This window comes from Paenibacillus sp. ov031, assembly GCF_900143165.1.
GTDB lineage: Bacteria > Bacillota > Bacilli > Paenibacillales > Paenibacillaceae > Paenibacillus > Paenibacillus marchantiae.
The window spans coordinates 2,408,260-2,422,821 of record NZ_FRDO01000001.1 but is presented as its reverse complement, the minus strand read 5'-3'; the positions used below and the strand labels follow the sequence as shown (position 1 = coordinate 2,422,821).

The following is a 14,562-nucleotide window of genomic DNA, read 5'->3' as shown; positions in this document are numbered from 1 at the left end:
TTGGGAACTATCCGAGCGAAATGACTTAAAACTCGTTATGGACACGGTGAAGAAACTAAAATGTGGACCTACCTTGCTCCATTCCGACCAGGGGTTCCAGTATACAACACAGAGCTATGCCAAGTTGCTTGAAGAGAAGAAGCTAACAGGAAGCCATTCTCGGCGTGGGAACTGCTATGACAATGCATGTATTGAGTCGTTCTTCTCCCACTTAAAGACAGAGAAGTTGTATTTGGAGAAGCCTCAGAATCTGGAGCAAGCAAGGAACCGAATTACAGAGTATATTTTGTTTTACAACAAGGAACGTTTCCAAAACAAACTCGGCGACCTCTCCCCGATTGAATTCAGGGAAAAAGTCGCCGCTTAATGGAATTTCTCTTTTTTTATTGTCTACTTGACGGGGCTATGACCACGGGATATCTCTTTTTTTTAAGTTGGTTTATAGTCACATCATATGGTCCATAAGCTATATTCAGATTACTTTGTTCAGACCTCCACTTTATAACTCAAGTCAAGTTCATCACCGGGTAATCCCCGAATACCCCAATGACTGCGCGGTGTTTCAAATATAGTAATCTCCACATCATTGGGCGACAATTTCAACTGTTCGTTCATCCGTGTGAATAATTGCTGAATGAGTTCTTTCTTGACTTGATCTGTTCGGCCTTCGAACATGCTGATTTCAATAATGGTATACCCTGCTGAACGATCAGAGGGAAAAAGAAAATCATCCGTGTTCATGGGAAAGTAACGTTGAAACTTCTTGTTCTCCGGTAATCCCACAACATCCACCATAACGGAGTGTATAACTTGTGAAAGCTGCTCTTTCAATGGGTTCAAGTGCTCACCTAGTCCATATACTTTGATCTGTGCCACGCTCATCTCACCTTTCTCAGCTCGTTATCTCTGCTCTTCTCTGCTAAAAAATGCCTTACCTTCACAGTATACCTTCTGCACGGCTTGAACGGTACCACGAGAACCAAATGAACGAACCGGCATAAAAGCTTCGGCACGCTCATAAAGTAGATTGTAATAAAGACGCGCAGTCCGAGAGCGGGGCAATTCTCTTAAGGCAACTACCTTGAGAAAAAAACAAAAAAATACGCGTCATAATGCTGCATACGGATACATAAGATGATACTAGTCCAATTGCATGTACGAGTTAACGCCGCTCTCGCCGATTTCATCAGAATGCAACGTTCGGCGGCGGACGACTTCCGGGCACTCACAAAGGCGGCTCTACCGTTGCAGGGATTTCAGTCTTCTGATTGAAAAAACGAAGCGGATGCTCTTTAGCATTTTTCCTTCGGAGTAATTTAGGGAGGGATTTCATTGGAGAAAGTGGACATTTTTAAGGACATTGCCGAGCGGACCGGAGGGGATATTTATCTCGGGGTTGTCGGCGCAGTCCGGACGGGGAAATCAACATTTATCAAACGTTTCATGGAAACAATCGTCTTGCCGAACATTACAAATGAGGCAGACCGTGCGCGGGCAGTGGATGAACTGCCACAGAGCGCAGCTGGCAAAACAATCATGACTACGGAGCCAAAATTCGTACCGAATAATGCGGTTCAAATCAAGGTCGCCGAGGGACTTGATGTCAATGTGCGCCTTGTGGATTGCGTAGGCTACGCAGTGGAAGGAGCCAAGGGATACGAGGATGAGAATGGACCACGCATGATCTCCACGCCTTGGTTTGAAGAACCAATTCCTTTCCAGGAAGCCGCCGAAATTGGCACACGCAAAGTCATTCAGGAGCATTCCACACTGGGTGTGGTGGTTACAACAGACGGCACGATCGCTGAGATTGCCCGGAGTTCCTATGTGGAATCAGAGGAACGCGTTATAGCCGAACTGAAGGAAGTAGGCAAACCGTTTGTACTGGTGATCAACTCGACTCGCCCTCGCAGTGAAGAAGCGCTGCAGTTGCGCAGTGAGCTTGCTGCCAAGTATGACATTCCGGTTATGACACTCAGTGCAGCTACAATGACAGAAGATGATGTCACAGGTGTGCTTCGCGAAGTGCTGTATGAGTTCCCTGTACATGAAGTGAATGTGAATTTGCCGAGCTGGGTGATGGTGCTGAATGAAAACCACTGGCTGCGCAGCAACTATGAAAATTCCGTTCGCGACACGGTTAAGGATATTCGCAGGCTGCGTGATGTGGATCGAGTTGTTGCTCAGTTCATGGAATACGAATTCATCGACCGAGCCGGTCTGAGCGGCATGAACATGGGGCAGGGTGTAGCAGAAATCGATCTGTATGCACCGGATGAATTATATGATCAGATCCTCGTGGAAGTTGTTGGTATTGAAATTCGAGGCAAAGATCATCTGCTGCAATTGATGCAGGAATTCTCCCATGCGAAGAGGGAGTACGATCGCTTCGCTGAGGCGCTGGAGATGGTCAAAACGACTGGCTACGGCATCGCGGCTCCATCCCTCGCCGAAATGGCATTGGATGAACCTGAACTCATCCGGCAGGGTACCAAATTCGGCGTCCGCCTGAAAGCAACCGCACCATCCATTCACATGATCCGGGTCGATGTGGAATCGGAGTTTGCACCGATTATCGGAACGGAAAAACAGAGTGAGGAACTGGTGAGGTACTTGATGCAGGACTTCGAGAACGATCCGATCAAGGTATGGGATTCAGATATGTTCGGTCGTTCACTGCATTCCATCGTGAGAGAAGGCATTCAGGGTAAAATTGCGATGATGCCAGACAACGCACGATACAAATTGCAAGAGACGCTGGGACGTATTATTAACGAAGGTTCCGGTGGATTAATCGCTATAATTCTGTAAGTCCAAAAGGCCGTAGGGGTACCCCTCGCGGTCTTTTTCTTGTTTTATTTTCATGATTCTGGATGAACTGGATAAGATACTTTAGTTTCGAATAAAAACTTAGCGAGTTTTAGCTTTAAATTACTAAAACCCATTTACATACTAGGGATTAGCCGTTATATTAATATTCAACTATTGTGATCGAGATCACAGAGAGAGTGTGAACAGGGGGAGAAAGAGATGAGAATTAAAAATACAAAATGGGTATGGTTGAGTGTGCTGCTTGTATTTACATTGGCGCTGTCCGCTTGCGGAATTAAAAAAGAGCCTGCTTCAACTACAGCTTCCGGCGCAGCAGAGGACAAGCCTCAAACCGAAGCAGTAACAGGCCCACTCAGTGGAAAACGAATTGCACTGATCATGGAATTTAACACAGGTACGTTCTCACAGCAATATGTGCAAGGGGTTAAAGAAGAAATCGAAAAATTCGGTGGACAATTGACTACGTTTGTCGCCGATAATGATAAAGCCAAAATGGTATCGTTGCTCGATAGCGCAATTAACCAGAAATTCGATGCCATTCTAACGGATCATGGGGATTCCTTGCTGACGCCGGGCGTGAAAAAGGCAGTAAAACAAAACATTCCGGTTGTTGTGTTCGATGCAGACATTAGTGTTCCGGGAGCAACAGTGTTGTCCCAGGATGATCAAAAGATGGCTGAACTTACGCTGGAGCAAATGAAAAAAGATATCAACGGACAAGGCAATATCGTAAAAGTATGGGTTGCCGGCTTTGCACCAATGGAACGTCGTCAGGTTGCTTATGGCAAGTTCCTGAAAGAGAACCCGGATATTAAGGAGATTGCAACGTTTGGTTCAGCTCAGAACCCGGCGCTGGATACACAAGCCAAAATGGAAGCGATCCTGAAACAATATCCAAAAGGTGAAATCACAGCGGTATGGACTGCATGGGATGAGTTCGCCAAAGGTGCAGCGCGTGCCATTCAGCAAGCAGGACGTGACGAGATCAAGGTATATGGTATTGATATGAGTGATGAAGATTTACAGATGATCCAAGATCCGAAAAACCCTTGGGTAGCTTCCGCAGCGGTTGATCCAACAGACATTGGACGTGTACAAGTCCGTTATGCATACCAGAAGCTGAACGGGGATGATACAGAGGATCAAGTGGTTCTCAACCCGGTTTATGTACAGCGCGATGCGCTGCCTGACAAACAAATCTCCACTTCAGAGCTGTCCGAGTATGTTGAGGGTTGGGGAGGTAGTACACAGGGAATCAAGGAATGGATGTCGGAATACGGAGTTACTGCTAAATAAAACAGCGTAACGGAGGCGCGCCGCAAGGCGCGCTTTTTCCAACCATGATGGAATATAACTACATGAGAATAGTGACACTCCCGGAGGGGAGCGATTGGAGGTTGGCGTCATGAGTACTGCACCGATTCTGCTTCAAATGGAACATATCCACAAGCAGTTTGCAGGCATTCCTGCACTGAAAGACGTGGAGTTCTCCGTGAAAGGCGGAGAAATTCATGCGCTGCTAGGTGCGAATGGTGCCGGCAAGAGCACATTGATGAAAATTCTATCTGGTGCCTATCAACTGGATCAGGGTACTATCCAATTAAGTGGGCAAACGCTTCATCTGAATTCACCAGGCGATGCCAAAGCGAGTGGTATTCACTGTGTGTATCAAGAGGTGGATGCTGCGCTGGTTCCCCAATTGACAGCTGCCGAGAACATTATGCTGGATCAATTAGCGTCGCCGAGTGGAGGTTGGTGGAAAAGCCCGCGGAAACTGCAACAGCGTGCGGCTGAAGCTTTGCAGCAATTAGGAGCGGTTATATCCGTTCACAAAAAAGTAGCCGAGCTGACGCTCGCGGAGAAGCAGATGATTCTGCTCGCACGTATCCTGATTCAGGATGCCAAGGTCATTATTTTTGATGAACCAACTGCACCGCTGAGCCAGGAAGAAACGGATGCTTTTTTCCGAATTGTACATTTGTTGAAAGAACGCGGAGTGGCATGTATTTTTATTACTCACCGTCTTCCTGAAGTTACAAGTCACTGTGATCGCGTCACCGTGATGAGAGATGGACAACATGTGTTCACGGGTGAGGCAAAAGAGCTTACGATCAATGATCTGGTGACGCAGATGCTTGGAAAACCGTTTGAGGAAGAGTTTCCCAAGACAGAAGCACCGGTAGGAGAAGTGTTGCTGGAAGCAAGAAGACTTCGGCGCGGAGTCCGAGTCAAGGGTGTGGACCTATCTGTTCGTCGAGGCGAAGTGCTTGCTGTAGTAGGGCTTGTAGGTGCGGGGAAAACGGAATGTTCCCGCTTGTTGATTGGTGCAGATCGGCTGGAGAGTGGAGAGATTCGGCTTAACAATCGTGAACTTCGTCTTTCGCAACCTGCTGATGCTGTTGCTCTGGGAATTGTCTCCGTGCCTGAGGAACGGCGGAAACAGGGGATTTTGATTGAGGAAAACGTGGAGCGGAATTTGAGCCTGCCTTTGCTTGGACGTCTTAGTAGATTAGGTTTTGTAAGTCGAAAGCGAGAGCGTGAGAATGCGGAATCTTTAGTGCAGCAACTCGGTATCAAAACATCGTCAGTGCGGCAGGAAGTGAAGTATTTAAGCGGTGGCAATCAACAAAAGGTGGCCATTGGCAAATGGCTGAATGCTGACGCAGACGTCTTTATCTTTGATGAGCCGACAAAAGGTGTGGATATCGGCGCCAAAAGTGACATTTTTCGCATCATTAACGAACTGGCTCTGGCGGGTAAAGCTGTTATCTATTTCACGTGTGAACTGGATGAAGGATTGGGCATTGGTGATCGGATTGCAGTCATGTGTGAAGGGACGATTGTAAAGGAATTCAAACGGGGCGAGACCAATCAAGAACAGCTGCTATACTATGCAAGCGGTGGACAAGAGGTGGAAGAATGAAGGATAAATCATTAGATTTCGCGTTCCGTTATGGCGCAATTATCGTTATTATTGGTGTTATAGCATTTTTCGGTATTAAATTGCCTTATTTCTTCACGTACAGTAACTTGACCGATATTTTGGGTTCAATCTCTATCGTGACATTTGTGGCGATTGGTGTTACCTTATCTCTCATTGTTGATGGATTTGATCTTTCGGTGGGGGCGACCGTCTCGCTGACTACTGTCGTTACCGCTTCATTAATGATTTGGTATCAGCAGCCGCTGGCAGTTGTCATTATCGTCCCACTGATTATTGGGGCTGTGATTGGTTGGCTTAATTCCTTGCTAATTGTGAAACTGCGTATCCCGGATCTACTCGCTACACTTGCCACGATGTACATTATCGGTGGAATTCACAAAACGTATGCTCAAGGGTACACGATCTATAACCATATGCAGTTTCCTGACGGAAGCAAGGCTGCCGGAGAGATGGACCCCACATTTCTGCAGCTTGGGCAGGGAAAATGGCTGGGAATGCCGATTTCGGTCATTCTATTGCTCATTGCGGTTATCGGTGTGCATATCTTTTTGACGTATACGAAGTATGGGCGCCAGATGTACGTTACGGGGGGCAATGAAGAAGCGGCACGCCTATCCGGTATCAAGGTGAAAAAGGTGCGTACACTCGCTTATGTAGCTGCTGGAGTGTTTGCTGCAATCGGCGGTATCATCTATGCATCCAAAGTAGGTTCAGGGCAAATTGATGCGGGTTCTCCGTTGTTAATGGAATCCGTAGCCGCGGTATTTGTCGGATTCTCCGTATTTGGTGCAGGTAAACCAAACGTGATCGGAACATTCATTGGTTCGGTTCTGATTGGTGTACTGGTGAACGGTTTGACTATGATGAATGTTCAATATTTCACGCATGATATTGTAAAAGGTGGGGTGCTCGTGCTTGCCCTGGCGGTTACATTTTACGTGTTAAACCGCAACCGCACTTGAAATTGTGTGCTGTCTGTATTAGTATAAAATTTGTTCGGCGTCTGAAACAACCTTTGTTTCAGGCGACATTCTGCCGGAAATGACTGTTGACCGCAGGCCGAGATTTCTGTTCATCACGCTCAAGATGTACGTAGATTTTTTGTGTATGAACGTATATTTCGCTATAAAACGGAAACACAGTATAACATTCAGGACATTGATTCAGGAGGTGAAAAAACAAATGAACAAATCAGACTTGATTACACACGTGTCCGAAGCTACTGAATTGTCCAAAAAGGATGTAACGAAAGCGGTTGATGCCGTATTCGAAGCAATCTCTGAGGCTCTTCAAAGCGGAGACAAAGTACAATTGGTTGGTTTTGGGAACTTCGAAGTTCGCGAGCGCTCTGCACGTAAAGGACGCAACCCGCAAACAGGTGAAGAAATCGAAATTCCTGCGAGCAAAATTCCTGCATTCAAACCAGGTAAAGCGCTCAAAGACGGAATTAAATAAGATTTCTACATATTCCATATGTCGACAAAAAGACCGTGACTTGTTCACGGCCTTTTCTTTTGTCCTTTAATCATTTTTCTTCCTGCCGTCTAGCGACTCCGGCTCATCCGGTTGCTGCGCATAGGCAATCAGAATCAGTTCTTCTCCAGCAGCTGCGGACAGATGCTGTTCAGTTTCTTTTAACTGGTGAATATGCTCGTCTGTCAGTGCTGCGGGAATGTACTTCATAGAGACTCTCCTTTCTGTGGCTGGATCACTTGTAGTATGACCTGGGAGTAACAGATTATTGCGCCCCATTCACATAAGGGCTGGTTGACAAATGAAACAATATTTATCATCATTAACGCTATTGAACTAGGAGAGGGGATGTGCGTGATGGATCATCCAACCGGCAGTGATTATATCGTAATTAAGGCGGAGGAGAACGGTGTTCAGGTGATCGGATTAACCCGAGGTCAGGATACCCGCTTCCACCATACGGAGAAGCTGGATAAGGGAGAAGTCATGTTTGCCCAATTTACCAATCATACTTCCGCCATTAAAATCCGTGGAAAAGCCACGCTGATCACCAAGCATGGACAAATTCAGTCGGAATAATGAAAATTGCAGGCATAGCCTGCTTTTTTTCATTGTACAATGAGGTATGAGCCTTTACCGGACAGACTACACTAATAGGTAAGGGCAGGGAGGCATTTATGAAACCGCGGATGATCGTGACTGCTTCACTGCTGGCAACGGTTGCGGCGGTCCTTCTGCTTGTTGCCATACAAACCTTACATATGCGTACCTTGGGCGGTGAAAACGTACAACCCGTTTCTGCGGCGCAGCATCCCGTCCAGCTAACAGAAGACAATCTGGTGGACGTGCTGAGCACCATGAAATTATCGACACCCATTGCCAGGGTGGAGTGGAAACGATCCATTTTGACGCTTGATCTAAAGGTTACCGGAACCAGCACAAGTTACACCGAAATCTATGGTAATATGGCTGCTGTGGCAGATCTAGGATTTCGAAGTCTGGATAACGTGGAACAGGTGATGCTGCGTGTTATGGCAGAGGATGAATGGCTTCACAAAAGACATTTGTTGCTCGCTGCCGATTTTCGGCGTGGGGAATGGCCAATGTACGCGATCGAAACGCTTCGAGACTGGAATAGTCCGATCCTCTCGGACGAATTGAAGGACTGGTTTCACATGATGGAGACCGAACTTTGGAAGAAGCAATTCGAAATGTCAAGTCCGGGGTAATAGAATAGCATGATTCAGTGCGTGCCCGATAAACATATGCTATAATATATAAGATTGTTGTGCAGAAATGGTTTAACAATGCAAAGGCTCGGAGGCTGAGAATGAATTCATATCGCGTACCCCAACTAGCAAAGAAATATACGGATTACGACATGATTCGACAACATACGGAAATCCCATCATTTCCGGATAGCCGGGCTCGTCTGCTGCAGGTATTTGTGGGCCGCACAGACGAAAAGGTTCATGATGAGCTATACGCTCTCGCAACCTCGCTCGTTCAGTTGGCCATGGATACGCATGATCGAATCGATACGATATCCGGAGAGCGTAGAGAACTGGAGATGCGTTCACGCCAGCTGAACGTGCTTGCCGGAGATTATTTCAGTAGCCGTTTCTATCAATTGCTTGCCCATGCAGGCAAAATTGAAATGATCGGTAAACTTAGTGGTGCTGTATCCGAAGTGAATGCACGCAAGATGACGCTGTATGAACGGATGAAAAAGCTTCTCGTTTCGGCTGAAGAATACTTGCGTGAAACAGTACAGCTGAAGATGCAGCTGTTTCTTTCTTTTACAGGCATGATCCGCGATAACGAAGCATCACTATGGAACGACCTGTTGGCCGAATTCAGCTACTGCGAGGCAATTATGGAAGAGCTGCATCGGATGAATGACGAACAGAACTTTTATCACAGTTATGCTTTCTGGCATATTTACGAGTATGGCAATGACGACGAGCGCAATACGCTGCGTCAGCCGGAGCCTGATACAAGAGCATGGAGTGGTATGGTGCATAAGTATCGAATCGGCGAGTTTTTGCTGGACAAGCTTCGTGAGTGTACACACCGTATACAACTGTTGCTGCAAGACGAGGAAGATCAACTGGGCCTGCAAGAAATTGATGCAATCCTGGAGCCTTACTTGACGTATTTGCAGCCTTCACATGCGGCAGTAAGGGAAGATTGAGGGGGAGACAACGAATGGGGAGCGGAGAGACCAAACCTAAAGAAGAATTTGTCCATTCTGTTTTTCAGAGTATAGCAGGTAAATATGACGTCATGAATGATATCCTGAGTTTCCGCAGACACAAGGCTTGGCGCAAATTTACGATGAAGAAAATGAATATGTCCAAAGGCGATACCGGTCTTGATTTGTGCTGCGGCACATGTGATTGGACGCTTGCGATGGCTGAAGCAAGTGAAACAGGTCACATGCATGGACTGGATTTCAGCAGCAACATGTTGGAGGTTGGACAAACCAAAGTTGACGCTGTAAATCGGCAAAAACAAATTACGTTGGTACAGGGCAATGCAATGTCACTTCCCTTTGAAGACAATTCATTCGATTATGTAACGATTGGATTTGGACTGCGCAATGTACCGGATCTTAGACAGGTTCTGTCGGAGATGAAGCGTGTAGTGAAACCGGGTGGCATGGTGGTGTGTCTGGAATTGTCCAAGCCGACATGGCAACCGTTTAAAGGTATTTATTATTTTTATTTTGAACAAGTATTACCCAATCTTGCCAAATTGTTTGCCAAACGTTATGAGCAGTATAAATGGCTGCCCGACTCACTTGCACTTTTTCCAGGAAGGAAGGAACTGGCCGACATTTTCGCTGAAACTGGATTGCAGCAAGTGCAGGCCTACCCTCTAACCGGAGGCGTCGCGGCACTGCATATTGGAACCAAGGAGAATCAGCATGTTTAGGAAAATTCGCATCTTTTTAGAAATGATCAAAATTGAACATACGCTTTTCGCTTTACCTTTTGCATTTATGGGAGCCATCCTCGGTTCCATGGTAGTGAATGATACATTCCCGACCTGGATGCAGATTATGTGGGTATTACTGGCTATGATTGGTGCAAGAAGTGCTGCTTTTGGCTTGAACCGCATGATTGACCAGGCCATAGACAAGAAAAATCCACGTACCGCGATGAGAGCAATTCCGGCCGGTTTGTTGAAAAACGGTGAGGTCGTTATTTTTATCATAGTATCATTTGTGCTCTTGTTCTGGGCCTCATCCAACCTTAACGTGTTATCCATGCAGCTGTTGCCGATAGCTGTATTTATGCTGGTTTTGTATTCATATACCAAACGTTTCACCTGGTTGTGCCACGTAGTGCTCGGTATGACCATTGGTCTGGCTCCACTTGGGGGTTGGGTAGCAGTAACGGGTACGATGGATTGGACAGCGATTGTGCTGTACGTTACGATTGTGTTCTGGACTGCAGGGTTCGATATCATCTATGCATGTCAGGATCTGAATTTTGATCAGGGCGAGGGCCTTCATTCCATACCTTCCCGTTTTGGTCTTAACAAATCATTGCAGATCGCAAAGTTCTTCCACGTGATTACAGCAATCGGTTTTCTTGCTTTGTTATTGTTGACCGATCTGAGCTGGTGGTATGGAGCCGGAATGCTGATAACTTATGGTATCCTCTTCTATGAACACTATATTGTATCGCCAAATGACATGAGCCGTGTACAAACAGCATTCTTTACGATGAACAGTGTGCTGAGTTTAGTGGTATTTACGTTTACCCTGATTGATTTGGCGGTGAAATAAAGATGCAGCAGCCGGACAATAAACGACTTGTTGTCGGAATTACCGGGGCCAGTGGAAGTATATATGGCATCAGATTAATTGAAACGCTGCTTGATCTGGAATACACTGTGCATCTGGTGATCTCCAATGCCGGGTGGCGTGTATTAAAAGAAGAAATGGACTGGGATGTTACGAATCGGGACCGTGTGCTGGAAGAAAAATTCGGCGGTCGTGCGGGTTCCCTAATCTATCATCCCGTTAGTGATATTGGTGCCTCCATCGCGAGTGGTTCTTTCCTGGCAGAAGGCATGATTATAATGCCATGCTCCATGGGTACTCTTTCATCCATTGCACAAGGGTCATCGGACAATCTGATGTCCCGGGCTGCTGATGTCATGATGAAAGAGGGAAGAACGCTGATTCTGGTGCCACGTGAGACGCCACTGCATGCAATTCATCTGGAAAACATGCTGAAACTCTCACGGCTTGGTGTCCGCATGATACCGGCCATGCCTGCTTTTTATTACAAACCCCAAACGATGGACGAGTTGATTCTGTTTCTAGTGGGTAAAGTGCTCGATAGTCTGCGCATCCCGCATCAACTGTTTACCAGGTGGGGAGAACCGGATGAACGGGGATAGCTTCTGAGCTTCCTGCAATTTTGAATCTGCTGACCGAATTGCAGGGGCAATTTGCTGTCCCCCAATCCCGGGGTATTGGTGAGCGCTGATGGTGATGTTTGGAAGGAACCACAGCCTTGACCCATGCTCCGGCAACTTCTGTACTTATGTTTCAGAACAAGTCGCAGAGTTTAATTCCCGGATGTCGGCCTTGACATTCGAAGAAGATTAGTACGTCTCAGAAGAACACAAGCAGGAAAGGCAAGCCCTGGTTTTTCGTTATGCCTGCAGGCCCGACTTGCTGGAGGGGAAGGTAAGCATGGATTTATGGACTGACAATACGCTGACACGGGTGAACGAATGAAACTATTGGATATTTTCGGGTTGTTAAAAAAAGACATGGACTACATTGAAAAAGAGCTGTATCGCAGTGTTCAGGGAGAACAGAAACTGCTAAGCGAAACGTCACTTCACCTGCTCAAGGCAGGGGGTAAGCGTTTGCGTCCGGTATTTGTGTTACTCGGTGGGAAATTTGGTACATACGACATTGAACGTCTGAAGCTGGTAGCGGTTCCGTTGGAACTGATTCATTCGGCTTCTCTGGTTCACGATGATGTTATTGATAATGCGGCGACACGGAGAGGTAAACCAACGGTGAAGTCCAAATGGGATAATCGGATTGCCATGTACACCGGAGATTACATTTACGGCAAGGCGCTTGAAATGACTGCGGGCCTGTCCGATCCAGCTATACACCGTATTCTGGCCAAAGCGATGGTGCAGATGTCCATTGGTGAAATGGAGCAAATTCGGGACTTTTTCAACACGGGACAAAGTGTACGTAACTATCTCTTGCGAATTCGTCGCAAAACGGCGCTTCTTATTGCTGTCAGCTGCCAGCTGGGGGCGCTTGCTACTCGTGCGCCGGAACATGTATCTTCGTTGCTGTACACCTACGGTTACAACGTGGGTATGGCGTTCCAGATTCAAGACGATGTACTTGATCTGGTTGGTACCGAAAAGCAACTCGGCAAGCCTCCAGGCAGTGATATGAAGCAGGGGAATATTACGCTGCCTGTACTGTATGCATTGCAGGAACCTAATTTGCGTGAACCTTTGCTGAAGGAGATAGCCCGCGTTCAGCACGAGGAGGGACGGGCGAGTGCATCCGATGCAATTGGAATGATTCGCCAAAGTCAAGGAATTGCTAAAGCAGAAGCCCTGGCTGACCGATATATGAAGAAAGCGCTCGATGCTCTGGATCAACTGCCTAACATCAAGACCACCAAAAACTTGCGTGATATCGCTCATTTTGTGGTCAAACGTACGCATTAATATGTTTGAACATAGACTGCTATGGACGGGCATCTTTTCATGAATGCAGTTCCTCGTGTAGCTGTCTCACTCAAAAAATAACATTCATGTGATATTCCTCATTGGGAGGATTTGGACATGTATGTTACAATCAAAGGGATTGCGTTTACATAATGAAATAACTTTGAACCGTGAGTGAGGAGTGAGCCTATGGATCGTACATTTTTGATGGTGAAGCCGGATGGTGTGCAGCGTGGTTTGATAGGGCGTATCGTTAGCCGTCTGGAAGACAAAGGATTTAAGTTGGTGGCAGGCAAGCTGGTGCAGATGTCTGAAGATCAGGCCAAACGCCATTATGCTGAACATGAGGGGAAACCGTTCTTCGATGATCTGGTTCGTTTTATCACATCTGGACCTGTATTTGCTATGGTCTGGGAAGGTGACGACATCGTGGCGCTTGCGCGCATCGTAATCGGGAAAACCAATGTGAAGGAAGCGGCTCCGGGTACAATTCGCGGAGATTTCGCCAGCCACACACCGCATAATCTGATTCATGGGGCGGATTCACCGGAAAGCGCCACTCGTGAAGCAGCGAACTTCTTTACTCCGGATGAGCTGGTAACGTACGACAAGAGCATCGCAGCCTGGTTGTAATTTTTTTAGCCAGAAGGGTGATACGATGCTGGAGCAGGAACAACTACTAGACCCGGATTACACCGGATTTATTCGGAAAATCAAAGAGAGCACAGGCATTGATCTTGCTCAATACAAGGAAGGCCAGATGAAAAGAAGGCTGACCACACTTCGTAACAAAAACGGATTTCATACGTTTTCTATCTTTTTTGATGCCATGCAGAAGGACAAGTCTCTGTTTTATGAGTTTCTGGATCGCATGACCATTAACGTCTCGGAATTTTGGCGTAACCCTAATCGCTGGGAAGTACTGCGGGATGAAATCCTGCCTGAGTTGCTGGGTCCGAAGCGTGGCGTTAAAGTGTGGAGTGCCGCTTGTTCCACAGGCGAAGAACCTTACACTCTGGCAATGATTCTGGACACGATGGGCATTCTTAAGGGAAGCTCCATTACGGCAAGTGACTTGGACGAAGGAGCTCTCGCTAAAGCCAAGGAAGGGCGTTATATGGAACGCTCGCTCAAAGATGTACCGAAGGAAACAGCAAATCGATACTTCAAGCAGGATGGCTTGGTGTACCGTATTGATGAACAACTGAAAAGTTCAGTCAAGTTCATGAAGCAAAATCTGTTACTCGATCGTTTTGACGAAGGATATGATCTGATTGTGTGCCGCAATGTCATGATCTATTTTACCGAGGAAGCCAAAAACCTGTTGTATCACAAGTTTGCAACAAGTTTGCGTCCAGGTGGTATTTTGTTCGTGGGCAGTACGGAACAGATTTTTTCCCCAGGGCAATATGGTCTGGAAACAGCGGAAACATTCTTTTATCGCAAAAAATAATTTCAATTATTTCATAACCGTCTGGCGTGCACATGTATATGTGTCCAGGCGGTTATTTGCATAATGGATGAATGGATATTTCTCAGACACGTCGGAATCTCAATCAATCACCATTCGAGTCCAATCCAAT

At 46.6% G+C, this 14,562-nt stretch carries 17 protein-coding genes; 15 read left to right on the top strand and 2 right to left on the bottom strand.

Features of this window, described 5'->3' with window-relative positions; all coding sequences use genetic code 11:
- Positions 1-367 (top strand): IS3 family transposase (locus BUA17_RS10395; protein WP_139295637.1); only part of this gene is annotated, 367 nt, incomplete at its 5' end.
- Between the two features lie 119 nt (positions 368-486).
- On the opposite strand, the gene BUA17_RS10390 is transcribed toward BUA17_RS10395, so the two are convergent.
- Positions 487-876 (bottom strand): tautomerase family protein, encoded by a 390-nt coding sequence (locus tag BUA17_RS10390; protein ID WP_063566760.1) that lies wholly within the window; start codon positions 874-876, stop codon positions 487-489.
- Positions 877-1,332: 456 nt separating this feature from the next.
- Between BUA17_RS10390 and spoIVA the strand changes: the two genes are divergently transcribed.
- The 5 genes from spoIVA to BUA17_RS10365 all read left to right on the top strand — a co-directional run bounded on the left by spoIVA (position 1,333) and on the right by BUA17_RS10365 (position 7,231).
- A complete protein-coding gene (gene spoIVA, locus BUA17_RS10385) occupies positions 1,333-2,811 on the top strand; it encodes a stage IV sporulation protein A (RefSeq protein WP_024630674.1) in 1,479 nt (492 codons plus the stop codon).
- A 219-nt stretch (positions 2,812-3,030) separates the two neighbouring features.
- Positions 3,031-4,128 carry a sugar ABC transporter substrate-binding protein gene (locus tag BUA17_RS10380; protein ID WP_072733422.1) on the top strand — a complete coding sequence of 366 codons (1,098 nt, stop codon included), beginning with the start codon at positions 3,031-3,033 and terminating at the stop codon, positions 4,126-4,128.
- Positions 4,129-4,237: 109 nt separating this feature from the next.
- The gene (locus BUA17_RS10375; RefSeq protein ID WP_072733421.1) at positions 4,238-5,755 is read left to right on the top strand and encodes a sugar ABC transporter ATP-binding protein; all 1,518 of its coding nucleotides are present in this window, start codon (positions 4,238-4,240) and stop codon (positions 5,753-5,755) included.
- A complete protein-coding gene (locus BUA17_RS10370) occupies positions 5,752-6,738 on the top strand; it encodes an ABC transporter permease (protein ID WP_063566763.1) in 987 nt (328 codons plus the stop codon). Before BUA17_RS10375 ends, BUA17_RS10370 begins: the two co-directional genes overlap by 4 nt.
- 220 nt (positions 6,739-6,958) lie before the next feature.
- Positions 6,959-7,231, top strand: coding sequence for an HU family DNA-binding protein (locus tag BUA17_RS10365; protein WP_024630670.1), 273 nt, complete (start codon positions 6,959-6,961; stop codon positions 7,229-7,231).
- Between the two features lie 66 nt (positions 7,232-7,297).
- On the opposite strand, the gene BUA17_RS31160 is transcribed toward BUA17_RS10365, so the two are convergent.
- A complete protein-coding gene (locus tag BUA17_RS31160; protein WP_157258423.1) occupies positions 7,298-7,459 on the bottom strand; it encodes a hypothetical protein in 162 nt (53 codons plus the stop codon).
- Positions 7,460-7,606: 147 nt separating this feature from the next.
- Between BUA17_RS31160 and mtrB the strand changes: the two genes are divergently transcribed.
- The 9 genes from mtrB (at position 7,607) to BUA17_RS10320 (ending at position 14,432) form a co-directional block, all read left to right on the top strand.
- Positions 7,607-7,828 (top strand): trp RNA-binding attenuation protein MtrB, encoded by a 222-nt coding sequence (mtrB, locus tag BUA17_RS10360; protein WP_024630669.1) that lies wholly within the window; start codon positions 7,607-7,609, stop codon positions 7,826-7,828.
- A gap of 98 nt (positions 7,829-7,926) precedes the next feature.
- A complete protein-coding gene (locus BUA17_RS10355; RefSeq protein WP_063566764.1) occupies positions 7,927-8,478 on the top strand; it encodes a hypothetical protein in 552 nt (183 codons plus the stop codon).
- Positions 8,479-8,579: 101 nt separating this feature from the next.
- Positions 8,580-9,443, top strand: a complete 864-nt coding sequence (locus BUA17_RS10350) for a heptaprenyl diphosphate synthase component 1 (RefSeq protein ID WP_063566765.1) — start codon at positions 8,580-8,582, stop codon at positions 9,441-9,443.
- Between the two features lie 14 nt (positions 9,444-9,457).
- Positions 9,458-10,186: a demethylmenaquinone methyltransferase gene (locus BUA17_RS10345; protein WP_053780684.1), complete on the top strand. Its 729-nt coding sequence runs from the start codon at positions 9,458-9,460 to the stop codon at positions 10,184-10,186.
- Positions 10,179-11,045: a UbiA-like polyprenyltransferase gene (locus BUA17_RS10340; protein WP_072733420.1), complete on the top strand. Its 867-nt coding sequence runs from the start codon at positions 10,179-10,181 to the stop codon at positions 11,043-11,045. The genes BUA17_RS10345 and BUA17_RS10340 overlap by 8 nt, the downstream gene beginning before the upstream one ends.
- 2 nt (positions 11,046-11,047) lie before the next feature.
- The gene (locus BUA17_RS10335) at positions 11,048-11,665 is read left to right on the top strand and encodes a UbiX family flavin prenyltransferase (protein ID WP_063566767.1); all 618 of its coding nucleotides are present in this window, start codon (positions 11,048-11,050) and stop codon (positions 11,663-11,665) included.
- A gap of 339 nt (positions 11,666-12,004) precedes the next feature.
- Positions 12,005-12,979 carry a polyprenyl synthetase family protein gene (locus tag BUA17_RS10330; protein WP_063566768.1) on the top strand — a complete coding sequence of 325 codons (975 nt, stop codon included), beginning with the start codon at positions 12,005-12,007 and terminating at the stop codon, positions 12,977-12,979.
- A gap of 189 nt (positions 12,980-13,168) precedes the next feature.
- Positions 13,169-13,612 (top strand): nucleoside-diphosphate kinase, encoded by a 444-nt coding sequence (gene ndk / locus BUA17_RS10325; protein WP_063566769.1) that lies wholly within the window; start codon positions 13,169-13,171, stop codon positions 13,610-13,612.
- A 25-nt stretch (positions 13,613-13,637) separates the two neighbouring features.
- Positions 13,638-14,432, top strand: coding sequence for a CheR family methyltransferase (locus BUA17_RS10320; protein WP_064636850.1), 795 nt, complete (start codon positions 13,638-13,640; stop codon positions 14,430-14,432).
- Positions 14,433-14,562 lie beyond the last annotated feature (130 nt).

What these genes read in the sequence shown, in the direction of transcription:
- BUA17_RS10380 (WP_072733422.1), top strand. Translation starts at nt 3,031, where the DNA reads ATGAGAATTAAAAATACAAAATGGGTATGGTTGAGTGTGCTGCTTGTA.
- BUA17_RS10375 (WP_072733421.1), top strand. Translation starts at nt 4,238, where the DNA reads ATGAGTACTGCACCGATTCTGCTTCAAATGGAACATATCCACAAGCAG.
- BUA17_RS10370 (WP_063566763.1), top strand. Translation starts at nt 5,752, where the DNA reads ATGAAGGATAAATCATTAGATTTCGCGTTCCGTTATGGCGCAATTATC.
- BUA17_RS10365 (WP_024630670.1), top strand. Translation starts at nt 6,959, where the DNA reads ATGAACAAATCAGACTTGATTACACACGTGTCCGAAGCTACTGAATTG.
- BUA17_RS31160 (WP_157258423.1), bottom strand. Translation starts at nt 7,459, where the DNA reads ATGAAGTACATTCCCGCAGCACTGACAGACGAGCATATTCACCAGTTA.
- mtrB (WP_024630669.1), top strand. Translation starts at nt 7,607, where the DNA reads ATGGATCATCCAACCGGCAGTGATTATATCGTAATTAAGGCGGAGGAG.
- BUA17_RS10355 (WP_063566764.1), top strand. Translation starts at nt 7,927, where the DNA reads ATGAAACCGCGGATGATCGTGACTGCTTCACTGCTGGCAACGGTTGCG.
- BUA17_RS10350 (WP_063566765.1), top strand. Translation starts at nt 8,580, where the DNA reads ATGAATTCATATCGCGTACCCCAACTAGCAAAGAAATATACGGATTAC.
- BUA17_RS10345 (WP_053780684.1), top strand. Translation starts at nt 9,458, where the DNA reads ATGGGGAGCGGAGAGACCAAACCTAAAGAAGAATTTGTCCATTCTGTT.
- BUA17_RS10340 (WP_072733420.1), top strand. Translation starts at nt 10,179, where the DNA reads ATGTTTAGGAAAATTCGCATCTTTTTAGAAATGATCAAAATTGAACAT.
- BUA17_RS10335 (WP_063566767.1), top strand. Translation starts at nt 11,048, where the DNA reads ATGCAGCAGCCGGACAATAAACGACTTGTTGTCGGAATTACCGGGGCC.
- BUA17_RS10330 (WP_063566768.1), top strand. Translation starts at nt 12,005, where the DNA reads ATGAAACTATTGGATATTTTCGGGTTGTTAAAAAAAGACATGGACTAC.
- ndk (WP_063566769.1), top strand. Translation starts at nt 13,169, where the DNA reads ATGGATCGTACATTTTTGATGGTGAAGCCGGATGGTGTGCAGCGTGGT.
- BUA17_RS10320 (WP_064636850.1), top strand. Translation starts at nt 13,638, where the DNA reads ATGCTGGAGCAGGAACAACTACTAGACCCGGATTACACCGGATTTATT.